The sequence below is a fragment of the Prochlorococcus sp. MIT2309 genome, assembly GCF_059772305.1.
Genome location: NZ_CM186282.1, coordinates 413,048 through 430,028 on the forward strand (window position 1 = coordinate 413,048; position 16,981 = coordinate 430,028).

22 protein-coding genes are annotated in these 16,981 nt (G+C 32.5%); 20 read left to right on the forward strand and 2 right to left on the reverse strand.

The window, feature by feature from the left end:
• Positions 1 to 193: 193 nt before the first annotated feature.
• The 6 genes from AC6EJA_RS02255 to AC6EJA_RS02280 all read left to right on the forward strand — a co-directional run bounded on the left by AC6EJA_RS02255 (position 194) and on the right by AC6EJA_RS02280 (position 6,005).
• Positions 194 to 832: a TenA family protein gene (locus AC6EJA_RS02255; RefSeq protein ID WP_498502946.1), complete on the forward strand. Its 639-nt coding sequence runs from the start codon at positions 194 to 196 to the stop codon at positions 830 to 832.
• Between the two features lie 38 nt (positions 833 to 870).
• The gene (thiD, locus tag AC6EJA_RS02260; protein WP_498502947.1) at positions 871 to 1,653 is read left to right on the forward strand and encodes a bifunctional hydroxymethylpyrimidine kinase/phosphomethylpyrimidine kinase; all 783 of its coding nucleotides are present in this window, start codon (positions 871 to 873) and stop codon (positions 1,651 to 1,653) included.
• A gap of 311 nt (positions 1,654 to 1,964) precedes the next feature.
• Positions 1,965 to 3,500 (forward strand): phytoene desaturase family protein, encoded by a 1,536-nt coding sequence (locus tag AC6EJA_RS02265; protein ID WP_498502948.1) that lies wholly within the window; start codon positions 1,965 to 1,967, stop codon positions 3,498 to 3,500.
• Positions 3,501 to 3,864: 364 nt separating this feature from the next.
• Positions 3,865 to 4,062 carry a hypothetical protein gene (locus AC6EJA_RS02270; protein ID WP_498502949.1) on the forward strand — a complete coding sequence of 66 codons (198 nt, stop codon included), beginning with the start codon at positions 3,865 to 3,867 and terminating at the stop codon, positions 4,060 to 4,062.
• 5 nt (positions 4,063 to 4,067) lie between these two features.
• The gene (locus AC6EJA_RS02275; RefSeq protein ID WP_498502951.1) at positions 4,068 to 4,352 is read left to right on the forward strand and encodes a hypothetical protein; all 285 of its coding nucleotides are present in this window, start codon (positions 4,068 to 4,070) and stop codon (positions 4,350 to 4,352) included.
• A 360-nt stretch (positions 4,353 to 4,712) separates the two neighbouring features.
• Positions 4,713 to 6,005, forward strand: coding sequence for a DUF2130 domain-containing protein (locus AC6EJA_RS02280; RefSeq protein WP_498502952.1), 1,293 nt, complete (start codon positions 4,713 to 4,715; stop codon positions 6,003 to 6,005).
• 11 nt (positions 6,006 to 6,016) lie between these two features.
• On the opposite strand, the gene AC6EJA_RS02285 is transcribed toward AC6EJA_RS02280, so the two are convergent.
• Positions 6,017 to 6,196, reverse strand: a complete 180-nt coding sequence (locus AC6EJA_RS02285; RefSeq protein WP_498502954.1) for a hypothetical protein — start codon at positions 6,194 to 6,196, stop codon at positions 6,017 to 6,019.
• Positions 6,197 to 6,369: 173 nt separating this feature from the next.
• Between AC6EJA_RS02285 and AC6EJA_RS02290 the strand changes: the two genes are divergently transcribed.
• The 11 genes from AC6EJA_RS02290 to AC6EJA_RS02340 all read left to right on the forward strand — a co-directional run bounded on the left by AC6EJA_RS02290 (position 6,370) and on the right by AC6EJA_RS02340 (position 15,119).
• On the forward strand, positions 6,370 to 6,579 hold the full coding sequence (locus AC6EJA_RS02290) for a hypothetical protein (protein ID WP_498502955.1): 210 nt from the start codon (positions 6,370 to 6,372) through the stop codon (positions 6,577 to 6,579).
• Between the two features lie 129 nt (positions 6,580 to 6,708).
• Positions 6,709 to 7,239 carry a DUF2231 domain-containing protein gene (locus AC6EJA_RS02295; RefSeq protein ID WP_498503527.1) on the forward strand — a complete coding sequence of 177 codons (531 nt, stop codon included), beginning with the start codon at positions 6,709 to 6,711 and terminating at the stop codon, positions 7,237 to 7,239.
• Positions 7,239 to 7,910, forward strand: a complete 672-nt coding sequence (locus AC6EJA_RS02300) for a DUF2231 domain-containing protein (RefSeq protein WP_498502956.1) — start codon at positions 7,239 to 7,241, stop codon at positions 7,908 to 7,910. Before AC6EJA_RS02295 ends, AC6EJA_RS02300 begins: the two co-directional genes overlap by 1 nt.
• Entirely contained in the window at positions 7,907 to 8,845 is a 939-nt protein-coding gene (locus tag AC6EJA_RS02305; protein ID WP_498502958.1) for a cytochrome c oxidase subunit II, read from the forward strand. The genes AC6EJA_RS02300 and AC6EJA_RS02305 overlap by 4 nt, the downstream gene beginning before the upstream one ends.
• 9 nt (positions 8,846 to 8,854) lie before the next feature.
• Positions 8,855 to 10,543, forward strand: a complete 1,689-nt coding sequence (locus AC6EJA_RS02310) for a cytochrome c oxidase subunit I (protein WP_498502959.1) — start codon at positions 8,855 to 8,857, stop codon at positions 10,541 to 10,543.
• A gap of 3 nt (positions 10,544 to 10,546) precedes the next feature.
• The gene (locus AC6EJA_RS02315) at positions 10,547 to 11,146 is read left to right on the forward strand and encodes a cytochrome c oxidase subunit 3 (RefSeq protein WP_498502960.1); all 600 of its coding nucleotides are present in this window, start codon (positions 10,547 to 10,549) and stop codon (positions 11,144 to 11,146) included.
• Positions 11,147 to 11,184: 38 nt separating this feature from the next.
• Positions 11,185 to 12,762: a GMC oxidoreductase gene (locus tag AC6EJA_RS02320; RefSeq protein ID WP_498502961.1), complete on the forward strand. Its 1,578-nt coding sequence runs from the start codon at positions 11,185 to 11,187 to the stop codon at positions 12,760 to 12,762.
• Between the two features lie 411 nt (positions 12,763 to 13,173).
• The gene (locus AC6EJA_RS02325) at positions 13,174 to 13,371 is read left to right on the forward strand and encodes a hypothetical protein (RefSeq protein ID WP_498502962.1); all 198 of its coding nucleotides are present in this window, start codon (positions 13,174 to 13,176) and stop codon (positions 13,369 to 13,371) included.
• Positions 13,372 to 13,787: 416 nt separating this feature from the next.
• The gene (locus AC6EJA_RS02330; protein ID WP_498502964.1) at positions 13,788 to 13,922 is read left to right on the forward strand and encodes a hypothetical protein; all 135 of its coding nucleotides are present in this window, start codon (positions 13,788 to 13,790) and stop codon (positions 13,920 to 13,922) included.
• A gap of 182 nt (positions 13,923 to 14,104) precedes the next feature.
• A complete protein-coding gene (locus AC6EJA_RS02335; protein ID WP_498502965.1) occupies positions 14,105 to 14,431 on the forward strand; it encodes a hypothetical protein in 327 nt (108 codons plus the stop codon).
• 529 nt (positions 14,432 to 14,960) lie between these two features.
• Positions 14,961 to 15,119 (forward strand): hypothetical protein, encoded by a 159-nt coding sequence (locus AC6EJA_RS02340; protein ID WP_498502966.1) that lies wholly within the window; start codon positions 14,961 to 14,963, stop codon positions 15,117 to 15,119.
• Between the two features lie 35 nt (positions 15,120 to 15,154).
• On the opposite strand, the gene AC6EJA_RS02345 is transcribed toward AC6EJA_RS02340, so the two are convergent.
• Positions 15,155 to 15,415: a hypothetical protein gene (locus tag AC6EJA_RS02345; RefSeq protein WP_498502967.1), complete on the reverse strand. Its 261-nt coding sequence runs from the start codon at positions 15,413 to 15,415 to the stop codon at positions 15,155 to 15,157.
• Positions 15,416 to 15,752: 337 nt separating this feature from the next.
• Between AC6EJA_RS02345 and AC6EJA_RS02350 the strand changes: the two genes are divergently transcribed.
• The 3 genes from AC6EJA_RS02350 to AC6EJA_RS02360 all read left to right on the forward strand — a co-directional run bounded on the left by AC6EJA_RS02350 (position 15,753) and on the right by AC6EJA_RS02360 (position 16,962).
• Entirely contained in the window at positions 15,753 to 16,022 is a 270-nt protein-coding gene (locus tag AC6EJA_RS02350) for a hypothetical protein (protein ID WP_498502968.1), read from the forward strand.
• Between the two features lie 168 nt (positions 16,023 to 16,190).
• A complete protein-coding gene (locus AC6EJA_RS02355; RefSeq protein WP_498502970.1) occupies positions 16,191 to 16,532 on the forward strand; it encodes a hypothetical protein in 342 nt (113 codons plus the stop codon).
• Positions 16,533 to 16,575: 43 nt separating this feature from the next.
• Entirely contained in the window at positions 16,576 to 16,962 is a 387-nt protein-coding gene (locus tag AC6EJA_RS02360) for a 2Fe-2S iron-sulfur cluster-binding protein (RefSeq protein ID WP_498503528.1), read from the forward strand.
• Positions 16,963 to 16,981 lie beyond the last annotated feature (19 nt).

Here is a 16,981-nt window from a genome sequence, read left to right on the forward strand (position 1 = left end):
ACAAATAAATTTCATAAGATGTATAAATAATATTTATATTATGATTTATAATAGGCTTAATCAAACACTTTTGAAAATTAAGGTAGAGAAATAAAAGATAAATTGTTATTTTGACAATATACTATAAACTTAAAAAAAATATTAGCTTCAACCTGAGCAACTAAAATAAATTTATATATAGATCATTTTTATTATGAGCGTTTCAGAAACTCTATGGGAAGCAAATTTTGAAATAGCAAACAAAAGCTATTCATCTAGTTTTGTGCAGGGAATTCGGTCAGGTGAGCTACCCCTTAGGAATTTTCAAGAATATATTGCTCAAGATTCATTTTTTTTAGAGTCATTTGCAAGAGCTTATGGGATGGCAATCGCAAAATCTCCTAATCTAATTACCCTAAAAGAGCTCACTATTATGCTTTCGGGTGTAGTCACTGAACTAGAATTACACAACAAATACTTAAAAAAATGGGGACTTGACATCTCAAAAAAAACATATATTAGAGACTCTACTTTTGCTTATACAGAATTCTTACTAAAGACTTCAGAATCAGATGATATGGTAAAAATACTTTCCGCGATGACTCCCTGCATGAGACTTTATTACTGGATAGGAAATAAAATAAAAAAAGAATTAAGCGAAAAAAATAAACTTAAAAATAATAAGTATATTGATTGGATAGAAACTTATTCAGATGATTCATTTAAGAAGCTAACAGATTCACTAGAAAATTTAATTGACACTAACTTTTCAGATGATGTATTTAATGATTGTAATAATCTATACTCTACTGCGATGATATATGAGCTAGAGTTTTTTGAAGACTTCTTATAAATGCTAATAAAATTAACACCAAATTTAAATTTATTTAAATGAAAAAAAAGATTGCTCTAACAATTGGTGGAAGTGATTCTGGTGGAGGGGCTGGCATACAAGCTGATTTAAAAACATTTATGACTCTTGATGTTTATGGTTGTTCTGCAATTACCTGTGTGACAGCGCAAAATACAATTGGAGTGACTAAAGTCGACCCTTTGTCTAAAGAATCCGTTAATGCTCAGATAAATACGGTTTTAGACGATTTTGATATAAGTGCTCTTAAAACAGGGATGCTTTACAACAATTCGATAATTAGAGAGACCGGAAAAATAATAAACCAGTTTAAAGGAGCAAAAATAATTGATCCTGTTATGGTTTCCAGAGCAGGATCACTATTAATAGAAAAAGAGGCCATCCAATCATATAAAGATATTCTTTTACCTATCGCGGAAATTATTACTCCAAATATTTATGAGGCAATGACAATTACAAATATGAATATTAATTCACGATTAGAAATCGAAAAAGCTGCAATTCATCTGCTAAGAATGGGCCCTAAAGCGGTATTAATTAAAGGAGGTGGATTGAATGAATTACAAGGAAAAGATTTTTACTTAGATAATGCAGGAAAAAATACTTGGATTGAGCATGAACACATAAAAACAAAAAATACTCATGGGACGGGTTGCACTCTTAATGCAGCAATAACAGCCAATAGAGCAAAGAATATTCCAATGTATCAAGCAGTTGAATTGTCTAAAAAGTACATTGAAGATTCATTGAAGAAAAACCTAGAGATTGGTAATGGGAGTGGGCCTTTATGGCATGGCCAATGATGGGAAGGAATCCAAGCTGTATGTGCTAAAAATATCAATCCTATTGAAAAATTAAAAAAACAAGAATCAGGAAGGTAGGGGATTCACTCCTCTCGTTAAGCAAAAATACCTAATATGCTAGCTATGGGGTTCGGCTCAACAGCCTCTTGCCTTGGGATACATGGTAGGAGGCTCAATTTTTTACTACAAATCAAAATTCATAAAACACTTTATTAAAGAGAGGCAATAAAAAATTTTCAGCATTATTTTCTCAATTTTTCGCGCAAACTTTATTTTAGTTAATTAGGATCGATAAAATTTATCGGATAAAAATGAATAATAACTGCCCCGAGGTAATAATTATTGGTAGTGGGGTTGGAGGTTTATGCTGCGGGGCTTTACTTGCAAAAGCAGGTTTTAAAGTGCTTGTATTAGAGGCTCACTCAAAGCCAGGCGGAGCTGCCCATGGTTTCAAGAAGAAGGGTTACAGCTTTGAATCAGGCCCATCACTTTGGAGTGGGTTAAATAATTTACCCACCAACAATCCACTCGGCCAAATATTAAAAATCATAGGTGCAGAAATAGAAATCATTAAATACTCAGACTGGAGAGTTCTTATTCCTGAGGGTGACTTCCAGATTGGAGTTGGAAAAGAAAAATTCAATAAGAGTATTAAAGAAATAAAAGGAGATAAGATTGTTGAGGAATGGACTAATTTCACGAATAAACTTGAGCCAATATCAAAGGCAGCAAATTCTTTGCCTTTGCTAACACTTAATCAAGATTTTAGTAACATATTTAGTTTAGTTAAACGCAGTAAAAATCTAATCCCTCATATAAATTCTCTGAAATACTTGAGCGGTTCTTTTAGTGAAATAAGTAACAAATATTTAAAAGACCCCTTTTTAAATAATTGGGTAGACTTACTTTGTTTTCTGATAAGCGGATTACCTAAAGAGGATACAAACGCTGCTGCAATGGCAACCTTATTTGAGGATTGGTTTAAAAAAGATGCGTACTTAGAATATCCTAAAGGCGGAAGTGAGACAATTGTCAACGCTCTTGTAAAAGGAATAGTTGATAATGGAGGCCAGGTTAAATGCAATTCAAAGGTTGATCAAATAATTTGCTCAGGACAAACTGTATCAGGAGTTAGGCTTGCCTCTGGAGATCAAATCAATGCACAGCATATTGTAAGCAATGCAGACATTTGGCAAACAATTAATTTATTACCTAAAGGAATTGCAGATAATTGGATTAATAAAAAACATAAGACTCCAAAATGTAGTTCGTTCCTTCATATACATATTGGTTTTGATGCCCAAGGATTAGAAGACTTACCCATCCATACAATTTGGGTAAACGACTGGAAAAAGAAGATTAATTCGGACAGAAATATTTCAGTGTTATCAATACCAAGTGTTCTCGATAAAAATATGGCTCCCGAAGGAAAACATGTATTGCACGGATACACTCCCGCTAATGAACCTTGGGAAATTTGGAAAAATTTAAAATACGGCGATTCGAATTATGAGCAACTAAAAAATGAAAGATGCCAAATATTTTTTAAATCAATTGAAAAAATAATCCCTGATATCAAAGAAAGAATAGAGGTTGAAATGTATGGGACTCCATTAACACATAATAAATATTTAAATGCCACAGATGGGAGTTATGGGCCTGCTTTATCTGCGTCTAAAGGGTTATTCCCAGGTAATAAAACGCCCATAAAAAACTTATTATTGTGTGGTTCAAGTACTTTTCCAGGTATCGGAATTCCACCGGTTGCTGCAAGTGGTGCTTTTGCAGCTTTTTCAATTACTGGAAAAAAAATCAGTAAAGAACTTTTAAACAAACTATCTTTATAGTCAATTTCATATCAACTGATTTCGACACCATTACAATTAAAGTTACTGCATTGGATTTTGAAAAGTAATCGAAGAATTATATTGTGAAAATCTGGATTAGCTTTATCCAAAGCAATGAAAAATATTAGCATAGAAATACACGTCATAGATAGGTACTGAAGCCAATGAATTCCAATGTTATCTAAACCATTTTTATCAAATCCACCAGAATTAGTCATTATTAAATCTTAATTGCTGTGACTTTAGCGTGAAATTTAAAACTTTGAGTAACGTATGAAAAATAAATCAGTTATAATTCGAAAAAATATGAAAAATGCTCTTTTTTAACCCGATCAATCAATTTTTGATAATAAATATTATTGGCATGAAATTAACGATTGATTTACTACTTACTCTCTTAATAAAAACAAATTTACTACGCATCAAAGGAAGCTTACTGGGAAGTTTATTAGCTTTAATTCTTATCTCAGGATTGATAGTAACATCAACTGTCGCTGGCGGTTCTTTGATTTATTCCAGCCAAAAAATAAAAAAAAGAGATGACTCAATCAATATAATTTAAATATTATGAGTTTCAGAGATTTACTTTTCGGTTATGTTCATGGAGAGGAGCTAAGTTCGGATGAGATAATTTATTTAGAGAAGGCATTTGAGGATGCAACTAAAGAAATTAGTCCTTCAAATTTACAGCCAGTTATAGCTTTTTCTGATATTTGTGACGCGGCGGGGATGGAGCATGAATCCTTTGAAATTATATGCGTTGCTGCAATATTAGATAAAATCAGTCCCAAACATGATGCAATAACACGACAAGAATCAGTAGCAAAGTTACTAAAAATTTCTGGATTTTAAGATATTAATAATATTTTTATTTATGAAACTACAGATTTTGTTTATTAAAATAATTTAATTAACAACCAAATCAATTTAAAAATAATGAACAAAAGACCTCCAATGATCAATGCAACAATACCTGAGGCCCAATCTTTAAAAACCAATACAAATATTGATAAGATTAAGATGCCAATCATAAAAAATAAATATTCCATAAAACTCAAATAAAAAATATAATAATTCAAATAATTAAATCTGTCCAAATGCATTAAATAATTAACTTTATGCAAACGCTTTACAACAAATAATCTAAAATTTGAAATATACTATTGCTTTTCACAAACTTTTGGTCAAAATACAAGAAATAAAACTGTTTAGATGAATCAAATTAATTGTCCAGAATGTGGTAAAAACATAAGGCTGGAAGATGATGAATATTTAAAGATAATAAAAAATATCAGAGATAGAGAATTTCAGAGGGAAATTGATAAACGAGTTGATTATATAGAAAAGGACAAAGTTCGATCAATTAACTTAATAAAAAAATCATTGGAAATAGAAACACAAAAAAGTATTTATCTACTGAATGATAAAATTAAACTTTTGGAGTCAAAACTTAACCAAAGTCAGTACGAGAAATCTATTGCGCTTGAAAAGTCAAAACTAATACATGAAAGAGAAAAAGGTGAACTTGTCCAAAAGATCCAAAATATTAAAGAAAGCCATGATATGACAATAGAATTAGCAATAAATAATTCATCAATAAAATTAAAAGAAGAAAAAGCAGAGCTATTAAATAAAATTGAAAGAAATAATTTGCAAAGTCAATTAGCAGAAAAATCACTTAAAGAAAAATATGAGGTTCGAATCAAAGATCGTGATGAGGCCATAGAACGGTTACGTGATATGAAATCACGGCTTTCTACAAAAATGATAGGGGAGTCTCTTGAATTACATTGCGAGAATGAATTCAATCGAATCAGGCCTACCGCTTTCCCAAAAGCATATTTTGAAAAAGATAATGATTATAAATTTGGTAGTAAAGGTGATTATATTTTTAGAGATTATGATTCTAATGGAATAGAGATAGTATCAATAATGTTTGAGATGAAAAATGAGAATGATGCCACAGCTACAAAGAAAAAAAACGAGGACTTCCTTAAAGAATTAAATAGAGATAGGGAAGAAAAAAATTGTGAATACGCAGTTTTGGTATCTCTACTTGAATCAGAAAGTGATTATTACAATTCCGGAATAGTTGATGTATCTCATAGATATAAAAAAATGTACGTAATAAGACCCCAATGCTTCTTGACTTTAATTAGCCTTCTCAGAAATGCATCATTAAAAGCACTGAATTACAAAGCTGAATTAGCTTTTGTAAAATCTCAAAATATTGACATAACTAATTTTGAAAATTCACTAGAGAATTTTAAAAATTCATTTAGTAAGAATTACGAACTTGCCTCAAGAAGATTTGATACTGCCATTAATGAAATAGATAAATCTATTGATCATTTACAAAAAACCAAAGATGCACTTCTCGGAGCTGAGAGAAATTTAAGACTAGCGAATGATAAAGCTCAAGATGTAACTGTAAAAAAATTGGTTAGAAATAATCAAACAATGGCAGAAAAATTCCAATCAATTAAAAAACAAAAAGCTGCTTAGTAAAATTTAACTCACTCAAATTGGTACCTAACATTCTCCATTGCTCTACTTGTTTGAATTTTTAATTCTTCAAGATACTTTTTCTTTTTAGTATTTGATTCAATACATTCCCATCCAGTTAATAACTGCAGGTCTATTTGCTTAAACAATTTTGACTCATTGAAAGTTGTTTCTTCAAAAAAACTATTCATATTATCCTATAAAAAAATCATTATTTTACAAACGTGTCCAATATTAAAAGAGTATTTTTACTTAGTTGTTTAAAATGATTAGATCAGTTGTCAAAAATTAACATCTCACAATTACATATGTATTATGTGTTTAATTAATTTAAATAAAATATATCTATATTTAAAGAATAAAAATGCAAGCATCCAGCTTGGGTCTTGAACTATTTGCACCTAATTCACCATTAGGGATAGTGATAATAATTCTCGGAGTCATTTTTACAGCTCTAATAGGCTATGTTTTCTACCTCTGCATAACAGACAAACCATCAGCCGATACCTTAAAAATAGAGAAACAAAAAAAAGATAAGCAAACTAAAAATATTGCGCGTCTCTATCCTAAGTGAGAAATAGAGGCTTAGTCATCACACACGCAATCACTAAGAAGGTAAAAAGTTATACATTAATAATGTAATGAAATATACTCGGCAAGGTTTTTGGCGACCATTTTGCTGCGTAAAAATTTATTTATGGACATGCTATGTATATTCGATTCGCTCGACTTCGTGTTGCTCGGGCTTCTTCCTTCATTAAACGAGAAAAATCTCCCTTGGATTGATGTAATTCATCCGATAGTAGTTCATTTTGTTATTGCGATGGCACTGATCGCTGTTGTTTTTGATTTTATTGGAATCTTCACGAAGAGATCCAGCCTTTTTGAAGTAAGTTTTCTAAACTTAATTGTTGCAACAGTTGCTATTTTTATTGCAATTATTTTTGGACAAGTTGAAGCAGGTTTAGCCAATCCATACGGAGCTTCAAGAGATATTTTGAATTATCATAGTTCAATTGGATGGTCCTTAGCAGCAATTCTTTCCATAATTACTGGGTGGAGGTATGTAGATAGACAAAGTAAACCAAAAACATTATCTAAGGCATTCCTGGTAATTGATATATTTCTTGCCACTTTAGTAGTAATACAAGTTTATCTAGGAGACATGCTTGTATGGATTTATGGGCTTCATACGGTTCCTGTTGTTGAGGCTTTTAGAGACGGATTAATATGATGATTTTTATAAACTTTTTAAACATAATAGCTTGGTCAAATCAATTAATTAAGCCCTTAGAAATTACTGTTTTCTCACCAATTAACGATATTCTTAATCAGCTTGGAGAAAATAGTCTTCCTTACAAAATCCCAATCCATCCCAATTTAGTTCACCTGACTATCGGTCTTTTCGCTATTGGAATTGCTTTTGATTTTGCAGGTGCCTTTTACCCTTTGGAAAAGAGGGTTCTAAGATTTCTCGCCTTACCTGTTACGAGAATTGGTTTTCATGATGTTGGTTGGTACAACATTTTGGCTGCATCATTTATTACTTTTTTTACGGTAGCAAGTGGTTTTTTCGAAATGCTTTTAGCGGTGCCTATTCCAGGAGTGAAAAGCATAATTGGTCAAGATGCCATAACGACAATGATCTGGCACGGAGTTGGAGGAGTGGTTCTACTCTTTGTTATCGTCGGTATGACTATTTGGCGAGGTTTCCAAAGGTTTGTTTTTAGAAAAGATTTTGGGAGACAAGTGACTTGGGCTTACCTTTTCTCAGGTGCACTAATTTTAGTAATTATGGGGTTGCATGGGTCATTAGGTGCCTGGTTGGCGAGTGATTTTGGTGTTCACATAACTGCTGACCAGTTGTTAACTCAAGGAAAAAGTCTTAATGGAGTTATCAAATGACATCTTCTAAAAGAAATGCAGTGAAAAATAATTATCTGGCAATAACCTTAATATTAATTTTTAGTAGTCTTAATCTTTTGCTTAGCCTACAAATGGCTGAATGGTCCCATGATTGGTTACCTAAGCAGGCATCCACTGCAGCTCCATATGTGGACAATCTGTTTGCACTAGAAACGGGTATTGGCACATTTATTTTTTTAGGGTGTATTGGCGTAATGAGTTGGGTCTTGATATTTAATAGAGCGGATAAATACGATGAAACAGATGGTGCTCCAATTGAAGGAAATATTTTATTGGAAATCATATGGACAATCATTCCTTTAGTCATTGTTATTGCTATCGCTACATATTCAACGAAAATAAACTACACCTTACAAAACCTTGGTGAAAAACAAAAATATAATACCAATTCTCCCCCACCTGAATTCGCTCTAACAAAAGAGGATTCATTTACTGGTCCAATAAAGATAATATCAAGACAATGGAATTGGGAATTCATTTACCCAGAGGGGGTTCATAGTTCCGAATTACATCTACCAATTGATAAAAGAGCAAATTTACTACTTATATCTGAAGATGTATTACATAGTTTCTATGTTCCGGCCTTTAGACTTAAACAAGACATAATTCCTGGGAGCATAATTTCATACAATCTAACCCCCACAAGATTAGGGACGTTTAGATTGAGAGACGCGATGTTTAGTGGAGCATATTTTTCAGAAAATCAAACTAATGTAATTGTCGAATCAGAAGAGTCATTCAAAAAATGGATTAAAAACACCTCTAGTAAAGATCTCCAAGAGGGTCTAAGTGTTGCAAATACGCTTTATCAGAAGCGTCTTAAAAGTGGAAATAAAGGTTGGGCAACTGTTCCACCAGCCCCGCCTCCTTTGGTGAATGATCCTGGAGACCCCTTAAAACCACATGATTCCTAAATAAATATTATGACGTCAACTGATTTTAATGAGACAAAAACTGAAGAGACAACACAATTAGACAATGGGTCCGGTGAGTGGCGAAAATATCTTAGTTTTAATACTGATGCAAAGGTAATAGGAATTCAATATATCGTTACGGCATTTTTCTTTCTTCTTATCGGTGGCTTATTGGGAATGCTGATAAGGGGGGAATTGATTACTCCCCCCTCGGATTTGTTTGATCCATCTGTGTATAACGGTCTCTACACAATGCATGGAACAATAATGCTTTTTTTATTCCTTTTTCCCATTCTTAGTGGATTGACGAATCTGCTTGTACCTCCAATGATTGGTGCTCCAGATATGGCTTTCCCAAAATTAAATGCTTTAGCGTTCTGGTTAGTACCAGTTTTTTCTTTTGTATTGCTAGCGAGTTTCTTTGTCCCTGGGGGTCCAGCCTCCTCAGGCTGGTGGTCATATCCTCCAGTAAGTATTCAAAATCCATTGGGGATATTCTTTAACGGTGAAATGCTTTGGATAACAGCAATCGGACTTTCAGGTGTTTCCTCAATTATGGGTGCATTGAATTTCGTGACAACGATTATTCGCATGCGTGCCCCTGGTATGAGTTTATTCAAAATGCCCATATTTATATGGACAGTCTTAGCAGCACAACTTCTTCAATTGCTGGGACTACCTGCTCTTACAGGCGCCGCAATCATGTTGTTTTTTGATTTAAATTTTGGAACTAGTTTTTTTGACCCTCAAAAAGGAGGCGACCCTGTCTTATTCCAACACTTTTTTTGGTTTTACTCTCATCCAGCTGTGTATGTAATGGTGCTACCTGTTTTTGGTATCTTTTCTGAATTATTTCCTGTTTACTCAAGAAAACCTTTGTTTGGCTATAAATTTGTAGCCGTAGCATCTTTTGGGATAACAGTACTATCGCTTGTTGTATGGGTTCATCATATGTTTTATACAGGAACACCTCTGTGGATGAGAAACCTATTTATGTTCACTACAATGTTAATTGCTGTGCCAACGGGGGTAAAAGTTTTTGCTTGGATTGCGACACTTTGGGGTGGAAATCTTAGATTGAATACACCGATGTTGTTTTGTCTAGGCGGACTTTTTAATTTTATTTTTGGCGGAATTACAGGGGTAATGTTAGCCACAGTTCCAATAGATATCCACGTAGGCAATACTTACTTTGTAGTTGCACATTTTCACTACATAATATTCAACACAATTGCCTTTGGGATTTTCGCTGGAATCTACCATTGGTTCCCAAAGTTCATTGGTAAAATGTACTACGAGGGATTAGGTAAAGTTCATTTTGGGCTTACATTCGTAGGGGCAACGCTTAATTGGTTGCCGCTGCACTGGGCAGGTTTATTAGGAATGCCACGAAGAGTTGCATCTTATGATCCTGAATTTGCAATTTGGAATGTAATAGCAAGTATTGGAGCATTTATGCTTGGAGTTGCATCAATTCCGTTTATTTTAAATATGGTAAGTTCATGGGTTAGAGGTAAAAAAGCTCCTCCGAATCCCTGGAGAGCCATTGGACTTGAATGGTTATTGCCATCTCCCCCCCCGCATGAAAATTTTGAAGAGGATATTCCCACAGTACTTAATGAACCATATTGTTATGGACTTGAAAAACCTTTTGTTGAAGATGAAGAGTTTTATATTCAAAAAGCCCTGAATAAATAATAAATGACTATTTCATCAAAAAAAAATGAAGTCATCAATCATATTCCTGGTCATGTTAAACATGATGGACACAATATGACTGGCTTTATTATATTTCTATGTTCTGAAAGTATAATCTTTCTAGCATTTTTTGCTGGCTATATAATCCTAAAACTTACTGCCCCACAATGGTACCCAGAGGGAGTTTCAGGGGTGGCTGTAAAAATGCCTTTAATAAATACAATAATACTAGTTTCGTCAAGTTTTGTTATTTATTTTGCTGAGAAATACTTGCATAACAAGAATTTATCGGGATTCAGGATTGTATGGCTCATAACTATGTTGATGGGTAGTTACTTTGTTTATGGCCAGTACGTTGAATGGTCAGAACTAACATTTAAGCTAGACAGTGGATTATTCGGAGGCATGTTTTATCTATTAACTGGTTTTCATGGATTACATGTAATAACTGGAATAGCACTTATGGGATTAATGTTAATTCGCTCATTCATACCAGGTAATTATGAAAATGGAGAGATGGGAGTTGAGTCAGTTAGTCTTTTTTGGCATTTTGTAGACGTCATTTGGATCCTTTTATTTCTCCTTATATATGTTTGGCAGTAAAGTTAAAGGAATCAATCTAATTCTAGATTTAAAGAAAAATGTTCATAGATGATCATCACTATGATTGCATCATTGTTGGTAGCGGAGCAGGTGGAGCAACTCTTGCCGGTGAACTAACTAGAAAAGGCAAATGGGTCCTTTTACTTGAGAGAGGTGGACAACTTCCCCTTGAGGAATTAAATATTAAAGGCGTTGAATTATTTAAAAAGACTCGTTATCACCCTCAAGATGAAGTTTGGTTTGGCCCCGATGGTGATCCTTTTTCTCCACAAGCAGCCTATGCCCTTGGAGGTAACACAAAAATATGGGGTGCAGTTTTACAAAGGATGAGACAAGAAGATTTTAAGGAAACAAAACTACTTGAGGGGGTTTCTCCATCATGGCCATTTGAGTATGAGGAATTAGAAAGTTACTACGAGAAAGCAGAGAGAATGTACAAAGTTCACGGTAAGACAGGAGTAGACATAACAGAACCACCAAGGAACTCTGACTACGAATTCAAACCAAGATCAGTCGAACCTTTTATGAATTCTTTGAGAAAATCTCTTGAAGCAAATAATTGTTCTCCATATGATCTGCCAATAAGTTGGGCAGACAACTCCCTCGTTGAAAATGAAAAATTCCCAAGTTGCTCATTTTTTTCACATGGAGATGCACAATTATTTGGGATATATGAGTCTGATAGAACACGTCTAGAATTAAGAACTAATGCCCAAGTGTCAAGATTACATATCAACCCAAATGGTAATGCTGTTAAAGCTGTAGAGGTAGATATCCAAGGAGATAAATGGTTATTTTCAGCGGATATTGTTGTACTTTCAGCTGGAGCAATAAATACCCCAACAATTCTGTTGAATTCAAAAAACCAGAAATATATTAATGGATTAGCCAATAATTCAGATCAGGTTGGCAGAAACTTGATGAATTTACAGATGACCTGCATTTTACAGCGAGCCACACAAGATATTAATGGACTTTTTAGAAAGTCATTAGGGGTTAATGACTACTACAGGGGGGACAAAAATGTAAATTACCCACTTGGACACATACAAACTGGAGGGGGAGTGTTGCAAGACGTACTTTTTGCAGAATCACCTCCAGTTTTATCACTCATTTCTAAATTGATTCCAGACTTTGGCCTGAAAAGATTAGCCTCCAGGTCAATTTCATGGTGGGCTATGACAGAAGTTTTACCAAACCCAGAAAATAGAATAATTATCAAGGATAACAAAATACATATTAATTATGTGCATAACAATCTTGAAGCCCATGACAGACTTGTTTATCGATGGCTTGATACATTAAAAAAAATAGAAAAAAATCAAACAGGCAAAATTATTAGCAGATCACCAACTTTTCCAAGGGGCGCCTCTCCCCTAAGTGTAGTTGGTTACGCGTGTGGGACATGCAAAATGGGTATAGACCCTAAATACTCAGTAGTTAATAAAGATGGAAAATGTCACGACCTAGACAATCTTTTTATTTGTGATGCAAGTGTTTTTCCAAGTTGTCCAAGTATCGGGGGAGGTTTAACCGTCATCGCCCTTGCTTTAAAAATGGCTGATACTCTGACGTCAAATAAAATATTACGTCCTTTAATATGTAGACCAAACTGATTTAAGTAGAGAAACAAATTAGAGTATAAAAAAAGGTTATGTCATTAAGTGATTAAAACTGAATTCCAAAGTAGTCCTTTATACACAAATAAGTTAAAGGGCTCCAATAACAGTTCATCTTGTAATACAGGTATAAAATTATGTACCTAATGATCATCGGTAGTTTTGATGAGTTTAGTAGATTTATCGAAATTTTTTGAAAACTATGCTAGAGGCATTAATTTATTTAATTGAATTTAAGCGACAAACAATTGAAGAAGATGACGTCTATCATTCTCCAGTTAGAAAATAAAAAATTCAAATTTCATAAAGCTTGTATCTTTTGACATGCTGATATGTACCTCTTGTTTTGTTAATTTCGGAATATCATAATAAATTTAATGTATGGAATTTATCTGAGCAGTAAATTTAATGTTCTCAAGAAAAGATGATTTATCAAAATTGATAGATCTTATAATTAAAAATACTAGATCCAGACTGTACATAAGTAAAATGAATGAAGAAGATAGAAATGCACTTTATTCAGAATTCAAAGAGTGGATCGAGTTAGGTTCTAACCAAATAATAAACAATGGCATTGTATATTGCTCCAAGATAAAAGATATCTGATATTTTATAATAAGTTAAAACTTGAAAACTGATGGATTCAATCACAAAATGGCTTGTTAGAATAGCCTCTTCGATAATAATTATTTTGACTCTAGTATTAATATTAGCTTTGCCTATAGCAATTATTAAGATAAATCAAAACATTGTTTTCCTTAAGGGAATGATTAAAGATATATTAGAGATGGTAATACTAAAAGTCTCATAAAAATAACTAGTTAATATTTTCTCACTCCTATTTAATAAATAATTTTAATTAAAAATATATAATTTTATACATTAATTCTCATGCATATTCGCTATGGTTATTAAAAAATTTTTTTATGATTAAATTTTTCAATGAATTTATGAGAGTAGGTGTATACCCTTACATAAATTCGTATCAATCATTGGAAAAAATTATGCATATGGAAAAAATAATGAGCAGTAAAGACCCTGAATGGAAAATATCAAATGATAATATTCCAAATTGGTTTTACAATATGTTGCTTTCCATGGGTTTTGCAGTTTTATTAGGTTTTCTCCTAATACTTGCTGGATCTATTTATCTATAAATAAATCAATATGATAGAAATTTCTTTAAAAATTAATTTGAAAATAAATTTATCACAATAATTCGTATTAAATGTTCTATGTTTAAACTATTTTAAAGGTTATCTCTAGACCCTAATAACTCGGATTTTTAGACTTGCTATTATCAAAAAAAGACGTTTAATAAAAGAAAATAAAAAAAAGAATGGAAGACCAAATCAGAAAAGCGGAAGGAGCTAAATCTAAATGTGGAGAATTCTGTAAAATCATAGGTGTAATTACAGTTACGGCAGGGACTGTTCTTCTTGTAAATAACCTCTTTACAAAGAATTCTCAATACAAAGATGTCTTTTTCTTCATTACTGGAGGAGCTGCTCTTACAGCTCTAGGCAATAATGCAACGAGTAACAAAAGGACAGCTGAGCTAACAGCTCTTTTAGCAAGGGCAACTAATAGTGCCTCTCAATTACCTACAGGTGATCCACAAAAGAATAACAACCAGAAAACATTGGATTATTTAAAAAGAGTCTAACTTTAATAACTGCTCAATGAATTTCCATTTATCTGACCAAATAAATCAAAATTGAAACCCATAGGTGGATAGATAATTTCATAAAAACTCTCGATTTCCACCATAGGTTTTTCTACTCATGTATTTATGTCTTTTTTTTAAAGTTTTCCACATTTCCACAATTTTAAAATAAATGCCTTCATTCGAGTACCTCAAAGAAAAATTGTAAAATTTATTACAGACTAAAGTTAAATAAAAATAGAAATCTAGTTACAGCAATCATTTTAACAGTTTTGTATACAATTCTACTTTCGAATGTGATTGTCTAAATTCTTTAACAAAAAAATCGCGTTGTCAGTAAATAGAATTAATTGTGGAAAAGCCTAGCTAAATTTTTTGCCCCCACGATTGGATTTTGACAATATGTCAAGGGTTCCAGGGATATTAAAATCTTAATAAATTCCAAAATTGTTCAATTTTATTTTTTTTCATAATTACTAAAGATCTCTATCGGTTCAGAGATGGTAAATTTCTAAAAATTAAAAAAAAAATGGGACAAACATCAAATGAGCATAATAATTTAAACAGATCTGAAATCGATTGGGAAATTAAAGAAATATTCTCAGAATCTGCTCTTACAAGTTTTTTAGAAGAGATAAGTGTGCCAAATTTGATTGATCACTTAGGAGAGTATGATTCCAATTTTTAAAATACATAAATACATCAATTTTTTTTAGCAAGAATTTAATTCTTATCTTCCTTTGATTTAAAGGAGTTAAAACTAGAAATTCTCATTTTATTAATTTTTCTTTTTTCAATCTCATTTCTCATTTCTGCTTCTTCTTCCTCCCATATCTTCATCTGAAATATCAAAATACCACAAGCGGTAAAAAAAATAAAAAATAAACCTGCCCAACCCCAGAATTTATTCTCAGTAAATAAATCAGTCAACATGGACTTTTCTTGGTATTGAGCCTCTAATTCATATTGAATAGTAATAAGCATATTAACCATAATTAAATGATACTATTAAAAATAGACAACTGTGAATTTTAATTATACAAATCTAATCAAATATTCTTACTCAAAAAATAGATAGAACCAATGTTATTAGAACTGTTACTAATGCTAAAATGAAAATTATCAATATAAATCTAAATAAATATTTTTGAGATAAATGAAGCCAATCATTTTCCATAAAAAATTCCAGATTTAATTATTAGAATATATCATTTCAAATCTTTTTAATAAGAATACGGAATAATTTTAATTTTCATTTGATATTTACTATTCATCATTTATGCTCCTATCTGTTCTAAGGTATTCTGCGGTTTGATCAGAAATGGATTCAAGCATTGAATTCCTATTTTTAGAATCAGATTTTTCATTATTTGAGGAATCTCCTCTCCTCTTTATTGGCAGGGTTTTAGCAGACCATGAAGCCTGCCCCTTGATAAAAGTATTCTTTGCTGATAGTACCAGATATAAAAGAATAATGAGTAAAACAAAGATACAACCTAAAATAATAATTAGAGTAAAAATGACTAAATTCTCGATTTATATAACTATAGGCATTTACAAAGTAGATTTAGGTAAAAAGATTTTTTCTTAAACTTAATTCACCATATTAATAAGAGGGATGATTTTTTATTGATTATAAAAAAATGCACTCGGCTATAAAAAACAAGCCTGTAAATTAAATTATTTCAGGTTGTTTTTAATTAAAATATTGTTCTGGCTAGATTTCGCATGTTAAATTTTCTAAATTAAACCTTAGATAATGCCAGAGACTCCAAAAGAGCTTCATGTTCTGCTTGCTCCTGAAGGACAATTATGCGGGAATGGTCAATTACGAGAATCCATCAATGAACGGAGAGCAAGAAGAGGGGATAACTATCCAATGTGGTACCTGTCCCCCTCTTTAGTGCAAAAATTCAAATTGCATGAAAATCCCAGCTACGAAGCTGTTATTGCAGAAGATTCCTCTGCTATCGCTTGGCTAAAGCTTAGATTTGGTGGTGAAAGGTCAACTGCCATAATTAGTGAAGATTTATTGTGGGAATTTGCAGGAGAACCACCAGCTCCTGACAAAAGAAGAGATATCGGATTAAAAAAAAATTAGAACTTTATTAGAATAGAATTAAAGAATGAACTAAGATCCTGCCCTGAAACCTCTCCACAAAATCACAATTCACCATAGGCAAGAAGGGAAGACCTACACCTTTGAAGTGCCGGAGGGAGAATATATTCTTAGAAATTTTGAATCCAAAGATGAGAATGGGCAATTAATTGGTGATCAACTACCATTTTCGTGTCGAAACGGATGCTGTTCAGAATGCGCTGTAAAAATAATCTCAGGAAGTATGGATCAAACAGCATGCATTGGTTTGTCCAAAGAAATGAGAGATAAGGGATTTGGTCTATTGTGCGTATCTAAGGCTGTTGGTCCATTAGTTTGTGAAACCCAAGACGAGGATGAGGTTTATGAAGCTCAATTTGGCCAATATTTTGGCAGACTCGAAACTCAAGCAGGGAATCCATTTGATATTTAAAGTCAACCTTAAAAGTAAA

Bases quoted from the DNA above. Each gene is read 5' to 3' on its own strand.
- AC6EJA_RS02255 (WP_498502946.1), top strand. From the start codon at position 194: ATGAGCGTTTCAGAAACTCTATGGGAAGCAAATTTTGAAATAGCAAAC.
- thiD (WP_498502947.1), top strand. From the start codon at position 871: ATGAAAAAAAAGATTGCTCTAACAATTGGTGGAAGTGATTCTGGTGGA.
- AC6EJA_RS02265 (WP_498502948.1), top strand. From the start codon at position 1,965: ATGAATAATAACTGCCCCGAGGTAATAATTATTGGTAGTGGGGTTGGA.
- AC6EJA_RS02270 (WP_498502949.1), top strand. From the start codon at position 3,865: ATGAAATTAACGATTGATTTACTACTTACTCTCTTAATAAAAACAAAT.
- AC6EJA_RS02275 (WP_498502951.1), top strand. From the start codon at position 4,068: ATGAGTTTCAGAGATTTACTTTTCGGTTATGTTCATGGAGAGGAGCTA.
- AC6EJA_RS02280 (WP_498502952.1), top strand. From the start codon at position 4,713: ATGAATCAAATTAATTGTCCAGAATGTGGTAAAAACATAAGGCTGGAA.
- AC6EJA_RS02285 (WP_498502954.1), bottom strand. From the start codon at position 6,196: ATGAATAGTTTTTTTGAAGAAACAACTTTCAATGAGTCAAAATTGTTT.
- AC6EJA_RS02290 (WP_498502955.1), top strand. From the start codon at position 6,370: ATGCAAGCATCCAGCTTGGGTCTTGAACTATTTGCACCTAATTCACCA.
- AC6EJA_RS02295 (WP_498503527.1), top strand. From the start codon at position 6,709: ATGCTATGTATATTCGATTCGCTCGACTTCGTGTTGCTCGGGCTTCTT.
- AC6EJA_RS02300 (WP_498502956.1), top strand. From the start codon at position 7,239: ATGATTTTTATAAACTTTTTAAACATAATAGCTTGGTCAAATCAATTA.
- AC6EJA_RS02305 (WP_498502958.1), top strand. From the start codon at position 7,907: ATGACATCTTCTAAAAGAAATGCAGTGAAAAATAATTATCTGGCAATA.
- AC6EJA_RS02310 (WP_498502959.1), top strand. From the start codon at position 8,855: ATGACGTCAACTGATTTTAATGAGACAAAAACTGAAGAGACAACACAA.
- AC6EJA_RS02315 (WP_498502960.1), top strand. From the start codon at position 10,547: ATGACTATTTCATCAAAAAAAAATGAAGTCATCAATCATATTCCTGGT.
- AC6EJA_RS02320 (WP_498502961.1), top strand. From the start codon at position 11,185: ATGTTCATAGATGATCATCACTATGATTGCATCATTGTTGGTAGCGGA.
- AC6EJA_RS02325 (WP_498502962.1), top strand. From the start codon at position 13,174: ATGTTCTCAAGAAAAGATGATTTATCAAAATTGATAGATCTTATAATT.
- AC6EJA_RS02330 (WP_498502964.1), top strand. From the start codon at position 13,788: ATGAGCAGTAAAGACCCTGAATGGAAAATATCAAATGATAATATTCCA.
- AC6EJA_RS02335 (WP_498502965.1), top strand. From the start codon at position 14,105: ATGGAAGACCAAATCAGAAAAGCGGAAGGAGCTAAATCTAAATGTGGA.
- AC6EJA_RS02340 (WP_498502966.1), top strand. From the start codon at position 14,961: ATGGGACAAACATCAAATGAGCATAATAATTTAAACAGATCTGAAATC.
- AC6EJA_RS02345 (WP_498502967.1), bottom strand. From the start codon at position 15,415: ATGCTTATTACTATTCAATATGAATTAGAGGCTCAATACCAAGAAAAG.
- AC6EJA_RS02350 (WP_498502968.1), top strand. From the start codon at position 15,753: ATGGATTCAAGCATTGAATTCCTATTTTTAGAATCAGATTTTTCATTA.
- AC6EJA_RS02355 (WP_498502970.1), top strand. From the start codon at position 16,191: ATGCCAGAGACTCCAAAAGAGCTTCATGTTCTGCTTGCTCCTGAAGGA.